This window comes from Lysinibacillus sp. NPDC094177, from assembly GCF_050279145.1.
Taxonomy (GTDB): Bacteria; Bacillota; Bacilli; order Bacillales_A; family Planococcaceae; genus Lysinibacillus.
Window position 1 is genome coordinate 197,862 of sequence record NZ_JBNNTW010000005.1, and the last position, 16,879, is coordinate 214,740.

The following is a 16,879-nucleotide window of genomic DNA, read 5'->3' on the forward strand; positions in this document are numbered from 1 at the left end:
GATATTCATTTAATGTAATTCCCTAAATACCTATTTAGGATAAAAGAAAAGTACTTTTTCAAATATAAAAATGACTTATTTACAAAAAAAAACCGATTATCATTAATTAGATAATCGGGCTTTTGAACAATCAATTATAAAAGTTCTTTACGTAATTCAGCAGCTGATTTTGGTGATAACAGACCGAATGGGATATCGAATACTGTTTTTGCACCTTTGTCTCCAGCTTGGTTTAAGCGATGTGCTGCACGAGCAAATGCTACTAGAACACTAGACGTGAAGTTTGGATTACTTTCAAGCTTTAATGAGAATTCAAGAATTTGTTTATCACTAGCGCCGCTTTCACCGCTGCGAATAACGAATCCACCGTGTGGCATACCTGTGTGGTTTGCTTTAAATTCCTCTTCAGAAATAAAGTTTACTGTAGTGTCATACTCATCAAAATAGTTTGGCATCGTCACGATTTCTTGCTCAACTTTTGCTGCATCTGTACCTTCTGCAAGAACTACCCAACATTCACGTGCATGTTTTTCACGCGTTGTCAGCTCAGGATTTTCACCGTTGCGAACACGATCTACAGCCTCTTTAATAGGTAATGTGTATTGTACAGCATTTTTAACACCCTCAATACGACGTATAGCATCTGAGTGACCTTGACTTAAACCGTCTCCCCAGAAAGTATAAGTTGTGCCTACTGGTAGAACCGACTCCCCGAGTAAACGATTTAATGAAAATAAACCTGGATCCCAGCCAACTGAAATGACTGATACTTTACCGGATTTTTGTGCCGCTTCATCTACAGCTTCGAAAAACTCAGGGATTTTCGCATGTGTATCAAAGCTATCAATTGTATTAAACCATTGTGCAAAGTGTGGTCCTTGCTCAGGTAAATCTGTTGCTGAACCACCACATAAAATCATCACATCAATGTCATTTTGGAATTTTTCAGCATCATCCACTAAATATACGCTTGCATTACTTGCAATGTTTACAGTTGAAGGATCTCGACGTGTGAATACCGCTACTAATTCCATATCTGGATTTTGTGAAATAGCATACTCTACACCGCGCCCTAAATTTCCATAACCTACAATACCTACTCGAATTGCACTCATTAAAAATTCCTCCTCACGATTACGTGACAATGTGAAGTCCTTCACGTTAAATCTACTACTATAATACGTTGTGTTGGGAAAATTCACAATAGTTCGAGTACGTGTTTTTCTCTTTAAATTATACAAATTTTCTATGATTTCTATTCGTTAATGGTATGAATACGGTTACATTTTACTAATCTAACATCTTTCAGTGGGTGTACAAACATCCGCTGAAATAGAGGAACGCAGTCTAAAAACGCCACGTCCTGCGGCAATTCATCTGTTGCTGTCGCTTCGCTTTCGCACAAGGCCAAAGCACAAAGCCGATTCCGGACGCAATTAAGCCGAGGCATAATTGATTGACTAACTTTTAAGTTTTCGTTAAAGCCTTGTAAATGAATACTTTTCCGATTGCATGTCTTGTACAATAAAACTAACGACAAAGGGGGCATGTTGAATGAAAGGTATTTGTTATTCACCTAGCACAACATTAGAACAAGGAGAATTACTTGCTCGTCCATTCCAAAATGCACAAAAATCTGCTGAAGCTCGTAAAAACATTGAAGCTAAGGCAAAGAACAAAAGATTTTTACCCGACAAACACCAACGTATTGGGGTTATACCTTTTGGCGTTATAGAAGAAACCCTGAATATTTCCTCACAAAACCAAAGTGTCCATCAGATTAACTTCTATCATAGCGGCAAGGAGATTGCACGCTGGTTAGTTAAAAAAAGTGAATACAATAAGCTGTAGTATTCCCTACAGTATCTCGTGTGCCAATTCGGAAAGACGCTTTTCATCCATAATGTGATAGCCATTCTTTCTCTTCTCTAAAATCTTTTCGTCACAAAATTGTGCAAGTACATATAATAAATGTCGATATGAAACCCCTAAATATTCACAGATTTCCGTATGTTTTTCTTTATAGATTCCTTGATCTGACGATAATTGGATAAATGCAGCAAGTCGATTTTCAAGTGGATAAGCTTGATTCTGAGTATATTTTGACGTCATTTTGGTCGCCTTTTCGCCTAAAAACACACAAAGTTTACGTAAAAATAGTACATCCGTGAGTAACTTTTCTTTGCAAGACTGTGTAATCGAAAAACAAATTGTCTCGGTTACTGTCTGAACTCCCTTCGTATATCTCGCCTCATTAAGCAACTCAATTTCACCCATAAAACGCGGTGCCTCTGGGTATTCGATAAGCGAGACCTTCCCGTTTTTATGCGTCATATATATTTTTGCTTTTCCTTCAATCATGTAGTATAACGTATCTGGAAATGATCCTTCTTGAAAAATCCATTCCCCTTTGTCAAACTTACATACTTCCAGAAATGGATCAATATCAAAAGAAAAAAAATCATCTATTGGATATTTATCGAGATAGTATGAACGTTCCTCAGCTGTCAGTATATGCATTTTTTACTCTCTCCTCCGAAAAAATGTGAGATATCTCACATTATTGTATCGATGAACGTGCTATTATTCAACATAGTTAATGGAGGTACGTAATTTTATGAACAATCAACGATGGCTTTCTCAAAATTTCTTTGCATTTTTTTTTACATGGGGTATTTTCTTACCTTATTGGACAGGTTGGCTTGTAGATGCCAAACATCTTACTGTTTCACAGGCTAGCGTCGTAATGGGCTGCGGTCTTTTAGCACGAGCAACTTCAAATCTATTTTTCTTCCCGACGCTTGCAAAATATGTGCATAATAAACGACTCACTACTATTCTGGCAATAGGTGCCCTGATCACAGCTTTACTTTACATACCAAGCACGAGCTTCATCTCGCTTTTAATTGTTACTCTTGTATTTAACGTTTTTTATCCAGCTCTTCTCCCTGCAGTTGAAAGTAGTGCAGCAACACTCGTACAACATGGACATGTACACTATGGTAAAAGCCGCTCCTTTGGTTCCGTTGGCTTTGTTATTGCAGTATTAATCATTAGTATGCTGACAGGTGCATTTGGTAATGAGGTTATCTTTTGGAGTATGGTGATCGGCTTAATCGGTATGCTGTTAATGCAACAAATGACTACACCAAAAGAGTTACTCGTTGTACCGACGAAAGAACAACGTGCAAAATCATTGTCGATGAAAACATTATGGACTATTAAAGGCTTCCCTATTGTTTTATTAGTCGTTATTCTGTTGCAAGGCGCACATGCTTCTTATTACAGCTATGGCTATATATATTTAGGTGATTTACATGTAGATCCATTCTATATGGGGATGATTATAAACATCGCCGTTATTTGCGAAATTTTATATTTTATGAAGGCTGATACACTATTTAAAAAATGGCGCTCGTCTTCTTTATTACTTTTAGCAGCAAGTGGTTCTTCACTACGTTGGCTTCTAATTTACCTATTCCCGAATGTCTGGGTATTTATCGCTTCTCAAACATTGCATGCATTATCTTTTGCTCTCGCGCATTTCGCTTTTATCAGCTATTTAACAAAAACATTGCCGAAGGAGCAAATTCCGAATGCACAAGGCCTTTACTCTGCATTAGCAATGGGCTTAAGTACAGCTATCCTTACATTTTTAGGCGGCTATTTATACGAGATTTCACCTGGACTATCATTTGCAGCAATGCTAATTTGTACTGTACCAGCAATCGGTATTCTACTTGCTACTAGAAATAAATATCAATATTAAAATAAGCAGGTGAGAAAAATCTCATCTGCTTTTCTATATGTTCACCTTGGATAATAAGAAAATCCAGGATATTTTACAACCGGCCACTTTTCCTTTCTCAATACGTTAAGAAGTTCAGGACCAATATTTAAATTACTTTGTACAAGTTCAGTTGGAGTAAGGGCCATCCATTGATCTAACGAAACATCCTGGAATCTATCACTTTTAAACATTTCAAGGAACCATAATGTCTCAGTACCGGTATTTTGAATGTAGTGACCATTTGCAAACGGTACGTATCCTACATCTCCTGCACGATAATCGAATGTTCTAGCCACACCATTTGCTGCAAATACGGTCATACGTCCTTGACCTTGAAGGTAATATTTCCATTCGTCATTATTCGGGTGCCAATGTAGCTCTCTCATTGCCCCAGGCTTAATCTCGACAAGCGCTGCGGCGATATTTTTAGAAATAGGAAAGATTGTCGAATCCACAATTCTAACACTACCACCAGGAGTTTTAATAGGAGTTTGTGCAAGCAGGCGATGCTTGAAGGTTTGGGGAACTGTACCGTAGGGTGATTGTACTTTTTGTGTGTCTATAGGTCCTGGAACTTTATCTTGAAAAATATAGACCTGTTCTTTTGGAATATGATTAAAAGCGCTCATCGGAACACCAAAATTAGCGGACAGCACATCTTTAGGAGTATGAGCAAACCAATCAGATATTGAAAATGTACTTAGATCTGAGAAATGTCCATCGTCAAACACCAGTAAAAATTCACAGCCATCTTCAAGACCCTGTATAGAATGTGGAATTCCTGGTGGGAAATACCATAAATCCCCCGGTCCTACATCAGCAATAAAATTACGCCCATTTTGATCGACCGCCGTAATGCGTGCATGACCAAGAAGCATATACGACCATTCTGCTTGTTGATGCCAATGCAGTTCACGAACTCCACCAGGTGTCAAACTCATATTGACACCTGCCAATGTAGTGGCAATTGGCAAATCACGAGCGGTAACTTCTCGAGACCAACCGCCATTTTTTAAAACCATATGCGTATCAGAAAAAGAAAATTTTAAATTTGGTACAAGTCCAGCATCTGTTTTTGGAGGGACAAGCATATCAGGATTTTCCAGATCCCTCATAATATCTCTCGGCCCTTTATCCAGCCAACCCGCCCCATCTTTCCGAATAGGCTGTGGTACATAAGAATAGCCATCTGTCTTCTGGAAAATGTTCTTCAGGCGTAAAATCGTCCATCACTAACATACCTCCAACAGCTAATGCCTCTAATAGTTGTACACATTCAATCGTTTTAGCAGCAGCTACATCAGCAAAAATAAATTGAAAAGGACCTTTTGCTACCGCTTCTTTCCAGTCACCTACTAAAAATTCTGCCTGCTGATGACGAATTGTTTGAGCAGTAGCATCGATTTTTTCCTTTGCATGATCCACTGAAACAAACTGTACATCTGGTGCAATGGTAGAAAGAATCCAAGCACTGCCTACCCCGTAGCCAGTCCCGACTTCAAGGATTGTTCCATGCATGATTTGACCAACAAGCACTGGCAACAATCTTCCGGCCTCATCTGAGCATGAATACTCGAAATTATGTCTTTGGGCTAACATTTTACTAGCCTTCACCAATTCCGGAATATATGTATTGGAGCGATATTTCGTTAACATAAAAACTAACCACCTTTAGGATTTTAAATTACATATTTGCTTTTTCTAGGCTGATTTTTTCGCGAATCGAAAATTGGGTAATTTCCTTATATAGATCTTGTTTCATTGCCTTAACTAGTTGATCTGCACTTTGTAATTCTCCGACTTCTTCTTAAACAATCAGTATTTTCAGAGCAACAATCTATACGAAAGCAGCTTTAATCAAAGAGTTTTTGTTATTATATCTGACATAGCGATCTTCAGTAATAGCTTATTACTTCGGCTACGTATAGAAACAGATCGCCGATTTTGTCACCCCAAATTTTTGTCGATGAATATTTTTTGAACTTATCAATTTTTGTTCTATTTATGACAAAAATTGATAAAAAGCAAAGAAGGCGGAAAACATGATTTAAATTGGGAACTATTTTCATGTAGATATGAACACAAAATACAGATTAAGTGAAAGATAGTAACTTATTACACTATAAAAACAAGCAAAATTAAAACAAATTTCTCGGAAGCAATAGCTAATTTACTGACTTTTCTCAATTTTTGTTCAATTATCAACAAAAATTGATTTCTTAATATTCATAACTAATGATATGTTATTAACATACCCGGGGAAAAGTAAAAAAAAAGAGGAACATGAAAAGGAGATTGATAGCAATGAACAAAAAAATGTTCGGAAAAATTTTTCTATCTTTTTTACTAATCGCCACTTTATTTGTTACTACATCAATTACTCCTTTAACTCTAGCACAGACATCAATACCCGAAGAATACAATGGTTTAGCTGAAACTTTTAAGGATTTTAATAAAAATTATTCAGAAATGCCTGAAGAAAAAACAAACGATTTAAAGAAAGAATTACTTACATTAATAAAACAAGGAACTATTAAATTACAGTCAAATGGTGAACTAGATTTCAAAGACATACAATCAAAGCAAAATGGCGAGAATAATGTGCTATATATGCCTATAGAATACAAAAACATAGAATCTACGCTAAACATTTCGGCCCTTACAGTTATCTTTGATAACAAAGGAGAACTTGTTAATTATGACGAAAGAAAAATTGTAGCAGATGATAAAAATTATACTTCTCAAATAGAAATCTATACTGATGGAGTATTAACTAAATCAGAAAATGTACAATTAACAAAAGAAGATTTTATGATTACACCAGAAAAAGAAAAAAATTCAGATTCAATCTTATCAATTTTAAAACTTGATACTGCAGAAGCTGCAGGTTGGGCATCCAAATTTTTTAATTGTTTAGATGATCAAGGTGTTCCAGGTTGGGTTTATAAAACACTATCAGTAGTTTGTGGAATTGCCTGTGCTACAGCAGTACTTTGTGTCCCATGTGCTGTAGGAGCTGCATTAGTATTTGAAGCAGATATTATGTATTGCGTAGGTAAAGCAAACGGAAACTACTAACGAAAGGAACGATAAATTATGCTTAAGAAAATAAGACTAATGTTATCAGGAGTTTTAGGCATAATGGCTTTTTTTTCGCTTCTAACCTTTTTAAAAATAATTGATATCCCTGATTTTATTTCAAATATCCCTTATTCTATTCCCTTTGTTTTTATTATCGTTTTATTATTAATTGTTTCATTATTGGAAAAAAAAAATCTTAATAAAAATATGTAATTCTAAAAAGAGTAAAGGGATTAAGTACAGCTATCCTTACATTTTTAGGCGGCTATTTATACGAGATTTCGCCTGGACTATCATTTGCAGCAATGCTTATTTGTACTGTTCCGGCAATCGGTATTCTGCTTGCTACTAGAAATAAATATCAATATTAAAAACAAGCAGGTGAAAAAAATCTCATCTGCTTTTCTATATGTTCATATGTTCACCTTGGATAATAAGAAAATCCAGGATATTTTACAACCGGCCACTTTTCCTTTCTTAATACATTAAGAAGTTCAGGACCAATATTTAAATTGCTTTGTACTAGCTCAGATGGAGTAAGAGCCATCCATTGATTTAATGAAACATCCTGAAATCTATCACTTTTAAACATTTCAAGGAACCATAATGTCTCAGTACCGGTATTCTCAATGTAGTGACCACTTGCAAACGGCACGTATCCAACATCTCCTGCACGATAATCGAATGTTCTAGCTACACCATTGGCAGTAAACACTGTCATACGTCCTTTTCCTTGAAGGTAATATTGCCATTCGTCATTATTCGGATGCCAATGCAGCTCTCTCATTGCACCAGGTTTAATCTCGACAAGTGCTGCTGCAATATTTTTAGAAATAGGGAAATTAGTGGAATCTACAATTCTGACACTACCACCAGGTGTATTAATGGGAGTTTGGGCAAGTAGACTATATTTGAATGTTTGAGGAACTGTACCATATGGGGATTGTACTTTTTGTGTATCTAATGGTCCTGGAACCTTATCTTGATAAATATAGACCTGTTCTTTAGGGATATGTTTAAAAGCGCTCATTGGAACACCAAAATTAGAGGATAGTACATCTTTAGGAGTATGGGCAAACCAATCAGATATTGAAAATGTACTAAGATCTGAGAAATGCCCATCGTCAAACACCAGTAAAAATTCACAGCCATCTTCAAGACCCTGTATGGAATGGGGAATTCCTGGTGGAAAATACCATAAATCCCCCGGTCCTACATCGGCAATAAAGTTACGCCCATTTTGATCGACCGCTGTAATGCGTGCATGACCAAGAAGCATATACGACCATTCTGCTTGTCGGTGCCAATGGAGCTCACGTACTCCACCCGGTGTCAAACTCATATTGACACCTGCTAATGTAGTGGCGATTGGCAGATCACGAGCAGTAATTTCTCGAGACCAGCCGCCATTTTTTAAAACCATATACGTATCAGAAAAAGAAAATTTTAAATTTGGTACAAGTCCAGCATCTGTTTTTGGAGGGACAAGCATATCAGGATTTTCCAGATCCCTCATAATATCTCTCGGCCCTTTATCCACCCAACCCGCCCCATCTTTCCGAATAGGCTGTGGAACATAAGAATAGCCCTCTGGCATGTTCTCCAATTATTCACCTCTTCATAAAGAAATCGTTACTTAAATATGTATGGATTCTTTATTATGATTATTCTTTTCCATTTAGCTTGGTTGCAATGATAGCAAAGGATGTTGGTGTTAAATAAAATCTCTGTAGCTCTCAATTCTTTTTGATTTAACCAAAAATCTCTGACTTTATCAGGCTTTCCTCTCCATTCTTCTGGAAAATGTTCTTCTGGCGTAAAATCGTCCATCACTAACATACCTCCAACAGCTAACACCTCTAATAGTAGTAGTCCTTCAATCGTTTTAGCTGCTGCTGCATCAGCTAAAATAAACTGAAACATCGCACCCCAAAATAGAGGCTTGCATCTATAAAAAAAATAAATATGAAACATCTTAATTTATTGTATAATAATACTTATAATTAAATAAAAATACAAAGGAGAGATGGTTTATGGAATTTATATTTGAATCAGAGGTTTTAGAAGATTACTTACTTGAATTAGATGTGGTTGATTACTCTAACCCCATTATTAAAGAGAAAATTGAAGAACTATTTATCTCAACTCAAACAGATATTGAAAAAGCAAAAATTGCTTTTGAATTTGTTCGTGATGAGATATCACATTCTTGGGATATTCAAGGAGAAAAAGTTACTTGTCATGCATCAGATGTATTGAAGTATAAACAAGGTATTTGCTATGCAAAATCAAACCTTTTAGCAGCATTATTACGTTCACAAGGTATTCCAACAGGTTTCTGTTATCAACGTTTAATGTTGTTTGATACACCAGAAAAAGGATATTCGATTCACGCAATGAATGCCGTATATCTTAAATCCCATAATAAGTGGATACGATTAGATGCTCGTGGAAACAAAACTGGTGTTAATGCTCAATTTTCAATAGATGAAGAAAAATTAGCTTTTCCAATTAACATGGAATTTGGTGAAAAAGATTATCCTGTTATTTTTATAAAGCCAAACCACAAAACCATTGCTGTATTAAAGAAGCATACAGATGCATTGGAAATGTATAAGTATTATTTACCTGAAAGTATATAAGGGAGCTCGAGTCCCTTATGCTCTTTTCCATTGTCGTAATGTTATTTTGAAGCATGGGCGTTAATTGTTATCATAGAATTCTCTGGAGTAAGAAAGGAACCATTAGCGACAGTAAGCACTGACTGATGCCTACCAATTTCAAAATATTGAACGACTGCACGCTTAACTTCACTTAGAGCATTTAATTCTCCTTCTAAATTTGTTCCTCTTTTTAATCGCGAAAATGTTGGTCATATGGCTGGTGCAAATAAAACCACAGAACTTGTTTATCAAGTGATTGCGAGCATCCATGCCAAATTGAATGATGTAAAACTGTTTCATACTGACCGAGAAAAAGAGTCAGCCATCTGATGATGTTTAGTAACTAAATCACGATACCATTCTTTCGTAAGATGCTCATATCCTTATCTTATTCAATCACCTCATCTAGAAATACTGTCTATTCTTATTAAGTATATTCGATATAAAGAATTTCTCTAAAAAGCAAACATCAATTTAACATTAATACCCATTAATTGTATACTTCTATTTCCTCAATCCAAGGGAGCTTCTACAAATGCAAGTGTGACAAATCATGTTCTAATCTTGTTAGAAAAACCTTTTCCGGCTAGTGTTGTGGAGGTGAAATTTTTACTTTATCCTAACTTTTGTTTCATCACATATATTTCATTAATTAATTGTAAGTTATGCGGATAAAAAATCATCTTTCACTCACACTAATAGTGGAGGTGAGATGATAATGGGTAATAATAAACATAAAAATAATAAAACTCAAGACAACAAAAAACAGCAGAATCAAAATCAAAATGCTAACAGAGAACGTAAAAATGAAAACAGAGAAGAGTTCGGTGAGGAAGTAGACTTCAGCCAAATTCAAAATGCAAATAAACGTTAGTATAAAAACTAGCCCCCAATATTCACTTTAGAAAAAGGTGTGTATTGGGGCTTTTCTTATTCTGCAACATTACCTTGATCCATCTCTTTCGATTTCTTAAAGTACAAAAAACCCGGAAATAATTCCGGGCTGATTAACACTTACTTTTTTTCCTCCATGACACACTGTCTCGCTTTCGCATTCAATCTTAAGAATAACCTAAGACAACCGCTTTAGCTTTCAGTTGATGGTTATTCAGAGTAAACGATCAATCGTACTCATCGGGTTAACCCTCCAGTCATATTGGTTGAAGTGAAATCTTTAATAGTATTGATTAATTATTATTTTTTATACGCTTTTTTGAAAAGTTTTTGTTTGTTTAGTAATAACCTTTATTTTAAAAATCTCTTTTCAAACATTTTTACAGCTGGAATGTTATTAAGCCCTTTTACATATATTTACTTTGGGATAGCTTACCCTATGCATCGCCCCAAAACGTCATTGTAGTTTGCTATCCCACTATTATTTTAAATTTTCCTCAAAGTGTGCAGTTATTCCGTATATAATTCACTGTACCAACAACACCGACATTTATAATTTCAACAATTTAGTGCCTGACACACCGCTAACTTATAAAAGTTTACCTGTTAATACCGAATATCTCTTTCTACTAACTCCTCGCAACAATGATTAGTTGTTTATTTCCAAAGTTAGGGCATTTTTCGGTTTCCATTTTATCAACTCCAAATTACGCATTTATTCCTGTTAGCACTCTCTAAAGCATGAGCGCTGTTTTGTCTTTCTACGAAGCATGAACTATAAATATGTAAAACGGAGAAAAGACTATTCCATTACACATTCAGTTTCGGTTATCTAAAAATAAACATAAAGGTAGGTAATATCATTCTTTTTACTGACAACTGATGTTGTCAGTTTTTTTATTAGTGTTCAGGCTACACTTACGAAATTTCCTCTCCAACTTTCGCTAGTGCTGTCATAATTTATGTATTCTTCTTATTATATTAAGAATGAAAAATCCCCATCGTCATTACACAATGGAGATTTCTTTTAGAATCTACCTAAAAACCTCATTTTTTCTTTCTTGCAATTTCAAATAGGATATTTAATCCTTTTTCCAACTCTTCATCTGTTGCATAGGCATATGATAATCGAATATGCTGGGTATCTTGAGGATCGTAAATATAGCCAGGATTAATGAGGACTTGTCGATGCAAAAGCTTAGTAAATAACTCTTTATCAACGATTGGATCATGAAACTTTAGCCAAATATAAAAGCCACCTTTTGGCTTATTCCATTCAGCAATATTATAGAATTTTTCTTGTAAAATAGCTTCTACATAATCTGCCCTTTGCTGTAATTTTTGGCGTAAGCTGACGATATGCTCTTCATACTTCCCTGATTGCAGCCAATGCAGCACAATTTCCTGTGAAATGGAGCTTGAACCGTAATCTGTTTGCATTTTTATATCTGCTAACCGCTCAATTACTGTTGTTGGACCGATTAACCAGCCTATACGAAGTCCAGGGCTTAATGTTTTCGAGACACTCCCAATATAAAGGACTTGACCGCTATCATCCATTGATTTAATTGGAGGCGTTGCCGCTTCAAAGAGCAATTCGTGATAGACATCATCTTCAATGATAGGAATGCGAGACGCTTTACAGGCTTGATAAAGTTGCCTTTTTTCAAGCGATGTCCATACCCCACCGGTCGGATTGTTTAATGTAGGAACAGCATAAAATACAGCCTGCCTTTTTCTTTTCCGCTGAGCCAATGTTTGTGCAAGCTGTTCATCACGATCGATAGCTATCATTTGCATACCAACAGACTGGAAAGGATGGACTGAATTTAAATAAGACATCTGTTCCTGGAATACGATAGAACCCTGCTCAAGCAGTCCAACAGCAATGAGTTGCAATGCCTGTAGTGCACCTGAGACAATACAAACATTATGTGGCTTTGCATGGATCCCCCTTTTTTTCACGTATTCGCAAATCGCTTCTCGAAGTTTATCACTACCTTGTGGTGATGAATAGCCTAAAGCTTTCGGCTGTAAAGTGAGTTCTTTCAATGATGCTTCAATTTCAGCAGTTGGCAATAAACTTGGTGCTAGCTCCCCAGTTCCTAATCGAATGACATCATCACGCTGCTCGTATTCATTAATTAATTGAATGGTATGATAATTCGGCTTATGAAGGCTTGTGTCAATATAGGTTTGCCAATTTGGTTGCGTTTGTGTAATTAATGAATTCCAGGAATTATGAGCTACAAATATACCTGAGCCTACCTTCGATTCCAATATTCCTGCCGCTTTTAACTCCTCTAACGCCTGCTGAACAGTACTTCGGTTTACCCCAAACTGCATGGCAAGCTGTCTTTGTGTTGGCAGTTTTGTTCCTGCCACCCAATCTCCTCGCTCAATATGTTGCGTAATCCACTGAATAATTTGCTGCTGTAATGTCATCTCACCCTGTCTACTTGGCTGGCAGCTCATCCTTATCACCTCAAACACTCGAAATTGGGTGGCTAAAAAACCATCCAATTGGTCGTTTTCTTTTAGTTATAACATAACTAGAATATTTAGTGAAAGGAGGGATTTTCAATTGGAAGCATTTCTTCATGGCATGATTTTAGCATTTGGACTTATTTTGCCCTTAGGCGTACAAAATGTCTTTGTTTTTTCTCAAGGTGCAACACAGCCACATCTATTTCGAGCCTTACCCGCCAGCATCACTGCCTCAATTTGTGATACGCTTTTGATACTTCTTGCGGTATTTGGTTTATCTATAGTCGTGTTACAATTTGAGTGGTTACGTATCGCCTTGATGAGTGTTGGGATACTTTTCTTACTTTATATGGGCTATTCAATTTGGCGCTCAAATCCGGCATCTACCGATAATAACGAAGCACTTCCTGTTAAAAAACAAATTTTATTTGCGGTTTCTGTCTCTCTTTTAAACCCACATGCTATTTTAGATACGATAGGTGTTATCGGGACGAGCGCTTTAAAATATAGTGGGACGGAGCAAATGTTGTTCACTGCAGCATGTGTTTTGATTTCTTGGTTGTGGTTTTTCGGTCTTATCATTGCTGGAGCATCATTGAAAAGACTTGATAGCTCTGGGAAACTTATGAATATTTTTAATAAATGTTCCGCTATATTCATATGGGCAACCGCTATTTATCTTTTAACAGGCTTACTGTAAATTTTGTTTTCATAAAAACGCTCAGGATACCCAAATCTTCGGGATACCTGAGCGTTTCCTCCGTCTACCGAGCGTTTGCAGAGCTTAGCGGAACACATCTTCTGCTGACCTAAGCAGTTCCCGAGCCATATAGTTTTTACAGCTTAAAATAAACAGTAACTTTTTCATCAAACACGACCGTCTCCATATATCGTTCACCTTGATCGACATTCACATAATGAATATCATTTAACAACACATTTGCCTTTAATAGTGCTTCGTGCTGCTGGATGATCATTATTGCTTTGGCACTTCCAGCAATCGAAATTGAAATATATTGCTCAACAGGAAGTTTCCATTTTTTGCGTGTATCTTGAATTGCGCGAATTAGTTCCCTAATTTGCCCTTCCTCAAGTAAATTAGTCGTCAAATGAACATTCATAAGGACTCGACATGAAGCATCTTCAGCTAAAATGTACTGATCCTTTACAATGGACTCTGTTAACACGTGTTCTTTTAACAATGTTATCCGTTCCCCATCAATCGTGAACGCAACTGAACCTTTACGTTGTAATATAATTTTTTCCTCTTCATTTAAATTCACTACGTAATCTTTTACTTTATTGATTTTTGGTCCAAATGCTACACCAGACGTTTTAAAATTAAGCTTATAATGAACGGTTTCGTAAGCTGAAAAATCATTTGTCCAAACGCATTCTTTTATATTTAATTCATCTTTCACGAGCTCGCTATATAGTTGATAATCTGTTAGCTCACCGTCAACAGAGACAATCATTTCACTTAAAGGTTGCTTAACTTTGATGCCTTGACTATTACGGATGCTGCGGCCTAGCTCCACAACTGTTAAAATATTTGCCATCTCTTTTTCAAGTTTTGGATTCATTAGTTGTTCATTGTAAGTTGGGTAGTTTTGTAAATGAACACTTTTCCCTGATAATTGTCGATATAAATCCTCTGAGATAAATGGCGTGAAAGGTGCTAGTAATTGACAAATCGTCGTTAGTAGCTCATACAGTGTACTATAGGCACCTCGTTTATCCTCTGACAATCCGTTAGCCCAAAATCTTGCACGTGAGCGACGGATATACCAGTTACTTAGCTCCTCTACAAGCTTGCCAATTTCACGTGTTGCTTGTGTAAATTGATAATCATTCATAGATTTTGTCACAAGCTGAATTGTATGGTGTAATCGAGATAGTATCCAATGATCTAGTTTTGTACGTGTACCAGTCTTATCTGCATCGTACTGGAAGCCATCTATTTCTGCATATAGTTGATAAAATTTGAACGTATTATCTAGTGTATCGACTAGCTTTGATTTCGCATCCATCACTATTTTTTTTGAAAACCGTTTAGGATTCCAAGGTGAACTGTCGACTAAAAATGCCCATCTTAAAGCATCCGCTCCGTACTGCTCTATCAGTTCAACTGGTTCTAATGCATTTCCCTTACTTTTCGACATTTTCTGTCCATGCTCATCTAAAACATGCCCTAGAGATAGTACATTTTTATAAGGTGCCTTGCCTGTAAATAATGTTGATACAGCTAATAAACTATAGAAAAAGCCTCGTGTCTGGTCGATGCCTTCGATGACAACATCTGCAGGAAATTGATTGTTAAACGTATCAAGATTTCCAAAAGGATAATGCTGCTGAGCAAATGGCATTGAACCACTATCAAACCATACATCAATCACTTCCGGTGTGCGTTCCATGTCGCCATTACATGTTGGGCAAGTACACATAACCTCATCAATATATGGCTTATGAAGTTCGATGTCAGATAAAGTACCCTTCGCTAACTCTTTTAAGGCAGCAATACTATTTGGTGCCTCTTCATGACCACAATCCTTACAAACCCAGACATTGAGTGGTGTACCCCAATAACGATTTCGGCTAATATTCCAGTCCACTAGGTTTTCTAAGAAATTACCAAATCTACCGTGTTTAATGTGCTCAGGATACCATGTTACTTGATCATTATTTTGTAAAAGCTTATCTTTCAGTGCTGACATATTGATAAACCAGCTGTCAGTTGCGTAATAAAGCAAAGGTGAGTCACAGCGCCAGCAATGCGGATAGCTATGCTCATATTTTTCCTTATCAAACAATAGCGCATCTTTAGCGAGCATTTTAATAATATCGACATCGCAATCTTTCACAAATTTACCGGCAAGCGCTGGAACCTCTTCTGTATAGCAACCCTTTAAATCAACAACATTTACAAAGGATAGCCCATTTTGCTGAACCGTTTTATAATCGTCCTCCCCGTATGCAGGTGCGATATGGACAATTCCAGTTCCACTATGCTCTGTAACATAATCCGCTAGTACAACGACATGCCCCTTATCAACTGTGACATAAGAAAATGGTGGAGTGTACGACACACCTTCAAATTCATGCCCCTTATGTTCACTTAATACTTCAACAGAATCAACAAAAACTTTATTCACTAGTGATTTTGCTAAGATATAGACTTTATCGTGCTGCTTCACTCGAACATACATGAGCTTAGGATTCATGGCTAATGCAACATTGGCAGGTAATGTCCATGGAGTCGTTGTCCAGCCAAGAAAATATTCATCTTTATCCTTTAGCTTAAACATTGCCGTGACAGATAAATCTTTTACATCCTTATAGCCCTGTGCAACTTCATGTGAGCTTAATGATGTTTGGCAGCTAGGGCAATATGGTGAAACGCGGTGCCCCTTATATAAAAGCTTTTCCTTGTGCACATGACTTAAAATATTCCAAACGGACTCAATGTAATCATTACTTAATGTTAAATATGGGTCATCCATGTCAATCCAATAGCCAAGCTGCTCTGTAAAGGAGCGCCACTTCTTTTCGTAAGTAAAGACACTTCCCTTACATTCCTGAATAAATTGTTCCACACCATATTTCTCAATTTCTTGCTTGCCAGAGATGCCTAGCTTTTTTTCTACGCCTAACTCTACAGGCAAACCATGTGTATCCCAGCCAGCTTTACGTTCAACCAAATAACCTTGCATCGTTTTATAACGAGCCACGACATCTTTAATCGTTCTGCCAAATGCGTGACCTACGTGTGGTAAACCATTTGCTGTTGGCGGTCCTTCGTAAAATACAAAAGGCTGCTGTCCAACACGATTCGTCACGGATGTTGCAAATGTGTCTTCTTGCTCCCACAATGCGCGAATCCGTTTTTCTCGTTCAACCGTTGTTTCCTTTTTTTGTTCTGCTAGCATATTAGTTCCTCCTATACAATCAGTTTGTATAAAAGGCA

At 36.7% G+C, this 16,879-nt stretch carries 15 protein-coding genes; 7 read left to right on the top strand and 8 right to left on the bottom strand.

From position 1 onward, the window contains the following. Window positions 1–134: 134 nt before the first annotated feature. Window positions 135–1,115 (bottom strand): diaminopimelate dehydrogenase, encoded by a 981-nt coding sequence (locus tag ACQKNC_RS10755; RefSeq protein ID WP_427424837.1) that lies wholly within the window; start codon window positions 1,113–1,115, stop codon window positions 135–137. Window positions 1,116–1,554: 439 nt separating this feature from the next. Between ACQKNC_RS10755 and ACQKNC_RS10760 the strand changes: the two genes are divergently transcribed. Beyond that, window positions 1,555–1,851, top strand: a complete 297-nt coding sequence (locus tag ACQKNC_RS10760) for a hypothetical protein (RefSeq protein WP_427424838.1) — start codon at window positions 1,555–1,557, stop codon at window positions 1,849–1,851. A 6-nt stretch (window positions 1,852–1,857) separates the two neighbouring features. On the opposite strand, the gene yeiL is transcribed toward ACQKNC_RS10760, so the two are convergent. Further along, on the bottom strand, window positions 1,858–2,520 hold the full coding sequence (gene yeiL, locus ACQKNC_RS10765) for a transcriptional regulator YeiL (RefSeq protein ID WP_427424839.1): 663 nt from the start codon (window positions 2,518–2,520) through the stop codon (window positions 1,858–1,860). A gap of 97 nt (window positions 2,521–2,617) precedes the next feature. Here yeiL and ACQKNC_RS10770 point away from each other — a divergent pair, with 97 nt between their 5' ends. Then, window positions 2,618–3,769, top strand: coding sequence for an MFS transporter (locus tag ACQKNC_RS10770; RefSeq protein WP_427424840.1), 1,152 nt, complete (start codon window positions 2,618–2,620; stop codon window positions 3,767–3,769). A gap of 41 nt (window positions 3,770–3,810) precedes the next feature. Here ACQKNC_RS10770 and ACQKNC_RS10775 read toward each other — a convergent pair whose 3' ends face one another. Together ACQKNC_RS10775 and ACQKNC_RS10780 are read right to left on the bottom strand one after the other, a co-directional pair. Next, window positions 3,811–4,905, bottom strand: a complete 1,095-nt coding sequence (locus ACQKNC_RS10775) for an oxalate decarboxylase family bicupin (protein ID WP_427424841.1) — start codon at window positions 4,903–4,905, stop codon at window positions 3,811–3,813. Window positions 4,906–4,921: 16 nt separating this feature from the next. Beyond that, a complete protein-coding gene (locus ACQKNC_RS10780; protein ID WP_427424842.1) occupies window positions 4,922–5,446 on the bottom strand; it encodes an O-methyltransferase in 525 nt (174 codons plus the stop codon). Window positions 5,447–6,094: 648 nt separating this feature from the next. Between ACQKNC_RS10780 and ACQKNC_RS10785 the strand changes: the two genes are divergently transcribed. After that, window positions 6,095–6,868: a hypothetical protein gene (locus ACQKNC_RS10785; protein ID WP_427424843.1), complete on the top strand. Its 774-nt coding sequence runs from the start codon at window positions 6,095–6,097 to the stop codon at window positions 6,866–6,868. A gap of 18 nt (window positions 6,869–6,886) precedes the next feature. Beyond that, on the top strand, window positions 6,887–7,084 hold the full coding sequence (locus ACQKNC_RS10790; RefSeq protein WP_368638742.1) for a hypothetical protein: 198 nt from the start codon (window positions 6,887–6,889) through the stop codon (window positions 7,082–7,084). A gap of 208 nt (window positions 7,085–7,292) precedes the next feature. On the opposite strand, the gene ACQKNC_RS10795 is transcribed toward ACQKNC_RS10790, so the two are convergent. Both ACQKNC_RS10795 and ACQKNC_RS10800 read right to left on the bottom strand, forming a co-directional pair. After that, window positions 7,293–8,468 (bottom strand): oxalate decarboxylase family bicupin, encoded by a 1,176-nt coding sequence (locus tag ACQKNC_RS10795; RefSeq protein WP_427425009.1) that lies wholly within the window; start codon window positions 8,466–8,468, stop codon window positions 7,293–7,295. A gap of 35 nt (window positions 8,469–8,503) precedes the next feature. Then, window positions 8,504–8,794 carry a hypothetical protein gene (locus tag ACQKNC_RS10800; protein WP_427424844.1) on the bottom strand — a complete coding sequence of 97 codons (291 nt, stop codon included), beginning with the start codon at window positions 8,792–8,794 and terminating at the stop codon, window positions 8,504–8,506. A gap of 110 nt (window positions 8,795–8,904) precedes the next feature. Between ACQKNC_RS10800 and ACQKNC_RS10805 the strand changes: the two genes are divergently transcribed. Next, the gene (locus tag ACQKNC_RS10805; protein WP_427424845.1) at window positions 8,905–9,513 is read left to right on the top strand and encodes a transglutaminase-like domain-containing protein; all 609 of its coding nucleotides are present in this window, start codon (window positions 8,905–8,907) and stop codon (window positions 9,511–9,513) included. A 739-nt stretch (window positions 9,514–10,252) separates the two neighbouring features. Continuing rightward, window positions 10,253–10,408, top strand: a complete 156-nt coding sequence (locus tag ACQKNC_RS10810; protein WP_427424846.1) for a hypothetical protein — start codon at window positions 10,253–10,255, stop codon at window positions 10,406–10,408. 1,067 nt (window positions 10,409–11,475) lie between these two features. Here the strand turns inward: ACQKNC_RS10810 and ACQKNC_RS10815 are convergent. Beyond that, entirely contained in the window at window positions 11,476–12,903 is a 1,428-nt protein-coding gene (locus tag ACQKNC_RS10815) for a PLP-dependent aminotransferase family protein (RefSeq protein ID WP_427424847.1), read from the bottom strand. A gap of 109 nt (window positions 12,904–13,012) precedes the next feature. On the opposite strand from ACQKNC_RS10815, the gene ACQKNC_RS10820 reads away from it, so the two are divergent. Further along, the gene (locus tag ACQKNC_RS10820; RefSeq protein WP_427424848.1) at window positions 13,013–13,615 is read left to right on the top strand and encodes a LysE/ArgO family amino acid transporter; all 603 of its coding nucleotides are present in this window, start codon (window positions 13,013–13,015) and stop codon (window positions 13,613–13,615) included. Window positions 13,616–13,751: 136 nt separating this feature from the next. Here ACQKNC_RS10820 and ileS read toward each other — a convergent pair whose 3' ends face one another. After that, window positions 13,752–16,841 carry an isoleucine--tRNA ligase gene (gene ileS, locus ACQKNC_RS10825; RefSeq protein WP_427424849.1) on the bottom strand — a complete coding sequence of 1,030 codons (3,090 nt, stop codon included), beginning with the start codon at window positions 16,839–16,841 and terminating at the stop codon, window positions 13,752–13,754. Between the last annotated feature and the right edge of the window lie 38 nt (window positions 16,842–16,879).